Here is a 4,325-nt window from a genome sequence, read left to right on the forward strand (position 1 = left end):
TTATTTTTGTGATCAATAATATGGACACGAGATACTACAATCATCACGCTTAAAACGATGAGGATGGCCAATTGAGAAATTAATGCATCATAGTTGTCCACTACTTCGGCAGGTAAAATAGCTTCTCTTGCATTGTTGCTTATCACCTCTTGTGCTCTATCTCGTTGATTTTCATTAACAATAGGCATCGTAGATATCTCTGTTCTTTGTACATATTGATTCATGATTCCTTCCCGTGCCTGTAGCTCCCAAAATACATCTACGCCTTCTTCAAACACCACTTTATTATGTAATTCCACCAGTTCCTGATTATCCCTATCTATGTTATTGAACTGTTCGTAAGTGGTTATCCCAGCTTCGACAAACGCATCGTTTGATTGAAGGTATTGATTCGCTTTTTCTACTTCCTCATGGTAGGTTTGTTGAAAATCTGTGTATTCGTTTTTATCCATTTCATACCCGTATTCAGTGATCATTTCACCTGCTACATTATAGTAGTCAAGATTTGGTCTTCCATTTGGGAAATGTTCAATATAGAAACTCAGAAACAATTGATAAAAAATGGCACTGATAATAACCACTAATCCAATGATTTTCCAATTCATTAACTTTTTTAACTCATATCCGAGTACCCTCACGTTTTCTCTCTCCTTATTGCAATGATTGTCTCTTAAAAAAAGAAATACTAAAGCTTATAAAAATTCCAAGAATGACCGCCCAAACTCCTACGGTTCCAAATTCATAATAAGAAAAAAAGGTAAATGCTCCATTGCCCATAAACCATATATGTGGGTTCAAAATGAGAATGAAAGGAGTGAATTGAACGACAAATATCATATTTTCATCAAGAGGAATAATGCTTGGCAGCCATATTCCCATTCCTAGTATGATCGCGAATACAAAAAACACAATGTAACTGTTTTTTATAAAAATAGACAACACAACAGTCAGAACCATGAATAACAGTTGAGTGAAAACAATGCAGGCAACAAACAAACTTAGATACTCTATAAATGATACATTCCACCAAGCTATATACGGAAAATCAGATTCAGCGTTAAAATAACTGCTAATCGGAACATCCCATAAACCTGAATAATCATAAACGAGAAAGTAACTGATCAAGGTCAAACCGATTAGTATTGCCATAACGAACATATTGGCAATAACTGCAGCGGCTACCTTATTCCTAACTAATTTTCGTCCCGTTTTAGTGGTATACGCACTCAAATGGGTCTTTTGTTCAAACTCATAATTAGTCACAAACGCTGTAATAAGCACAACAAGAACCACTAACTCAAATATTAATGCCCTTCCTACATCTTTAAAAAGAAAAGAGTGCATTTCATATATTGGCCCCATAAAAAATAGATTTCGATGCTCTTTATTTTCTACAATCCCCGCTAATCTATCTCCGATTTTTTCATATTGATTTCGTACCGTCTCAGCGGTACCTCCTTGGAAACCGTAAGTGTTAATGACTTTTTCCGCTTGATCGTCAACCTGTATGTGTTGATATATTTCATCCAGACTTTTACTCGTATGGTAATACTGCTCCACAACATATAATTTTTGAAGCTCGCGAAGCTGATGACCACTAAGTTCTTGGTTTAAAGGAATAGATTTATCTGACAATAATTCAGAAGGATGATCATAAACCTTGCCACTTACTGGCACAATCTGGTTCATCCACGTTACTTTTTCTTTATAATCATCCTCAAATCGATGTAGCATTTCTTCATCTACTTGGTGTCCATATTGATCTACAAGATCTGTTAGCACAGCCATTTCTTCCTTATAATAGGCGTTACTCATGATAATAAATAAGTTAATTATCATAAAAAACAAAAGAAGAACGATAATAACCGGTGTCTTAAAAATTTTAAGTAATTCGTGTTTCAGAATCATACCGAGGCTCCATTTAGGGTGATGCCATCAGCATAAGCATATAAAAAAACATCCTCTAAAGTTGGTGTCACGCTTTTCCATTCTGTATGTGGCTCACCATTAGCTACAAAACGGAATTTCATTTTTCCATTCTCTCTTTTTTCAGCAATCGACGTATACCTTTCCCGGAAAGTCGTTGCTTCGGAAAAATCAACTTCTGTTTCATACATCTTTCCTTCTAAAAGATTAGAGATATTTTCAGTGTTATCCTTATATAAAACCGCTTTATCTTTGATCATGATAATTTCATTCGCAATCGACTCTACATCAGACACAATATGAGTAGAAAGTATAACAATCCGGTTTCGCGCCAGTTCGGTAAGTAGCTTTCGGAATCGTGCCCTTTCTTTCGGATCCAAACCAGCTGTAGGCTCATCTAATATCAAGATTTTAGGGTCATTCAACATGGCTTGGGCAATACCGACGCGCTGAATCATACCACCTGAAAACTTTTTCATTTTTTTCTGTGAAGCCTCTTCCAAATTGACGAGGCGAAGTAATTCAGAGATTCTTTCTTTCGCCTGCTTTTTATGAATCCCCTTTAAAGCTGCCAGGTACAATAAATATTGCTCCGGACTATAGTTCTTGTAGTAACCAAATTCCTGAGGAAGGTAACCCAGCACATCCCGGTACTTCTCATCCAAACCTGTAATTTCTGTACCGTTGTACAGGATTTCACCTTTGGTGGGGAATAAAAGGGTAACCAGCATTTTAATAAGTGTCGTTTTTCCTGCACCATTGGGAGCCAAGAGTCCATAAACCCCATTGTTAAATTCTATATTTATATCCTCGAGTACTGAAAAATTGCCAAATTGCTTGCTAACGTTATTTACAACTAACATTTAAACAACTCCTTTCGCACGTGCATAAACGGTGAGCTTTTTAAGATGCTTATAATAAAGAATGAACCCGCAAATACTGATAACACCATAAACATAAAATGGGATCTGTTGGAGAATAGTTTGGTAAACTTCTGAGCTAAAATAAGAGAGAAACATGTTAATCAGCCCCCATCCTGCTATCACGGCTAGCTTGGAGATAAGTGATTTCATTTTCAACTGCGCATATAAAAATAGCGTGGCAAACAAAAACAGAGACGTCGTCGATAGTATAAATGCAAAGTAAAAGTTAAGCTGGTACTCGCTCGCGATGAGAAAAATCATGAAACCATTCATTAGCATCGCTACTAAACCGAAAAAAAGCATACGAAAAGCAGCAAGCTGATACATGTTGTATTTACATGTCATTTCCACCTCATAGATTGGGCTTTGTTTCTTGTTCATAAAGAAAAAATAAGCCATGATCATATAAAGGGCAGGCGACCAGCCAAAAATCCATGTGTAAAGATTGCCCTGTTCAAAGGCAGCATAGTTCCCAACACTAATACTTAAGAAGGTAAGAATAATGATGGAAAGAAAAAGAGTAAATGCAATCTCTGTCGCGTCTCGGAATATATATCTAAAGCCAATTTGTCTGTACATCGTCAAAAGATAACGCCCAAAAGAAGGGGTTGGATCAAGGCCTCTTGAAATAATTGCTTCGATTTCCCTTTCCATCACCTTCTCATTTGGGAACGGAATATGTGGCTTTTTTCTACTCATTTCTCTCCCCCTTTAATTCCTCTCTAAGTCTTTTAATGGCAGCGTAATATTGGGATTTCACTGTTGATTCGGGAATACTCAAGCTAGCTGCAATTTCTGCAAATGTCTGCTCTGCATAGATTTTTTGACGGACAATTTGTTGGTGTTGTTGATCAAACCGGGCTAGAACGTCTAAAACGCTTTGTGCCTCCTCTTTTTTTTCAATATCTACTACAAAATCCTCTGGTTCTTCTAGAAGCTCCTCGGAAGTGATAGGGGCATGCTTGTTTTCCTTATAAAATTTAGAACGGTAGTAATCAATGATTCTAGCGTTAGCTATCTTATACAGCCATGTTCGAAACGATGCCCTGCCATCATACCGATAAATACTCCGTAACATACTTACGAAAATTTCCTGCGTCAAATCCTTTGCCAACTCTTGATCAATTGTTTGTTTAAATACGAATGCATATATTTCTTGATAATACTTTCGTACTAACTGATCGGCAGCATCTTCGTTTGACCGTTTCTGTATCGCTCTAATCCATTTCTTCTCTTGATTCATAGCCCCTTTGACCACTTCCATTCACAAGTAACTTTCTTGTCTCCCCTTATATTCGTAATTTGCATGCAATTAGTTTTAAATCATAGATATTTTTTATTTATCATTCAAAACCAATTTCATATGTAACTAATAGAACAGTTTCACAAGTGCTTATTTAGACAATAAACGTGAACAACAGTATAGATGAGTTAGACATTATTCGTTTACTTTCATAATTATCTATTGTTAATTGT

The 4,325-nt window shown here is 36.3% G+C and carries 4 protein-coding genes and 1 pseudogene; all 5 read right to left on the reverse strand.

Annotated features, from left to right (window positions below):
* Window positions 1–638: pseudogene (locus tag LOR49_RS17185) on the reverse strand (hypothetical protein); the annotation flags it as partial.
* A gap of 13 nt (window positions 639–651) precedes the next feature.
* Window positions 652–1,908, reverse strand: a complete 1,257-nt coding sequence (locus LOR49_RS17190; protein ID WP_240378178.1) for a hypothetical protein — start codon at window positions 1,906–1,908, stop codon at window positions 652–654.
* Complete coding sequence (locus LOR49_RS17195; protein WP_240378179.1) at window positions 1,905–2,789, reverse strand: ABC transporter ATP-binding protein; 885 nt, start codon at window positions 2,787–2,789, stop codon at window positions 1,905–1,907. The genes LOR49_RS17190 and LOR49_RS17195 overlap by 4 nt, the downstream gene beginning before the upstream one ends.
* A complete protein-coding gene (locus LOR49_RS17200; RefSeq protein ID WP_240378180.1) occupies window positions 2,790–3,548 on the reverse strand; it encodes a hypothetical protein in 759 nt (252 codons plus the stop codon).
* Entirely contained in the window at window positions 3,541–4,113 is a 573-nt protein-coding gene (locus LOR49_RS17205; RefSeq protein WP_240378181.1) for an RNA polymerase sigma factor, read from the reverse strand. Before LOR49_RS17205 ends, LOR49_RS17200 begins: the two co-directional genes overlap by 8 nt.
* Between the last annotated feature and the right edge of the window lie 212 nt (window positions 4,114–4,325).

This window comes from Bacillus piscicola (assembly GCF_022458745.1).
Lineage (GTDB): Bacteria > Bacillota > Bacilli > Bacillales > Marinococcaceae > Alteribacillus_A > Alteribacillus_A piscicola.

What these genes read in the sequence shown, in the direction of transcription:
- LOR49_RS17190 (WP_240378178.1), bottom strand. Translation starts at nt 1,908, where the DNA reads ATGATTCTGAAACACGAATTACTTAAAATTTTTAAGACACCGGTTATT.
- LOR49_RS17195 (WP_240378179.1), bottom strand. Translation starts at nt 2,789, where the DNA reads ATGTTAGTTGTAAATAACGTTAGCAAGCAATTTGGCAATTTTTCAGTA.
- LOR49_RS17200 (WP_240378180.1), bottom strand. Translation starts at nt 3,548, where the DNA reads ATGAGTAGAAAAAAGCCACATATTCCGTTCCCAAATGAGAAGGTGATG.
- LOR49_RS17205 (WP_240378181.1), bottom strand. Translation starts at nt 4,113, where the DNA reads ATGGAAGTGGTCAAAGGGGCTATGAATCAAGAGAAGAAATGGATTAGA.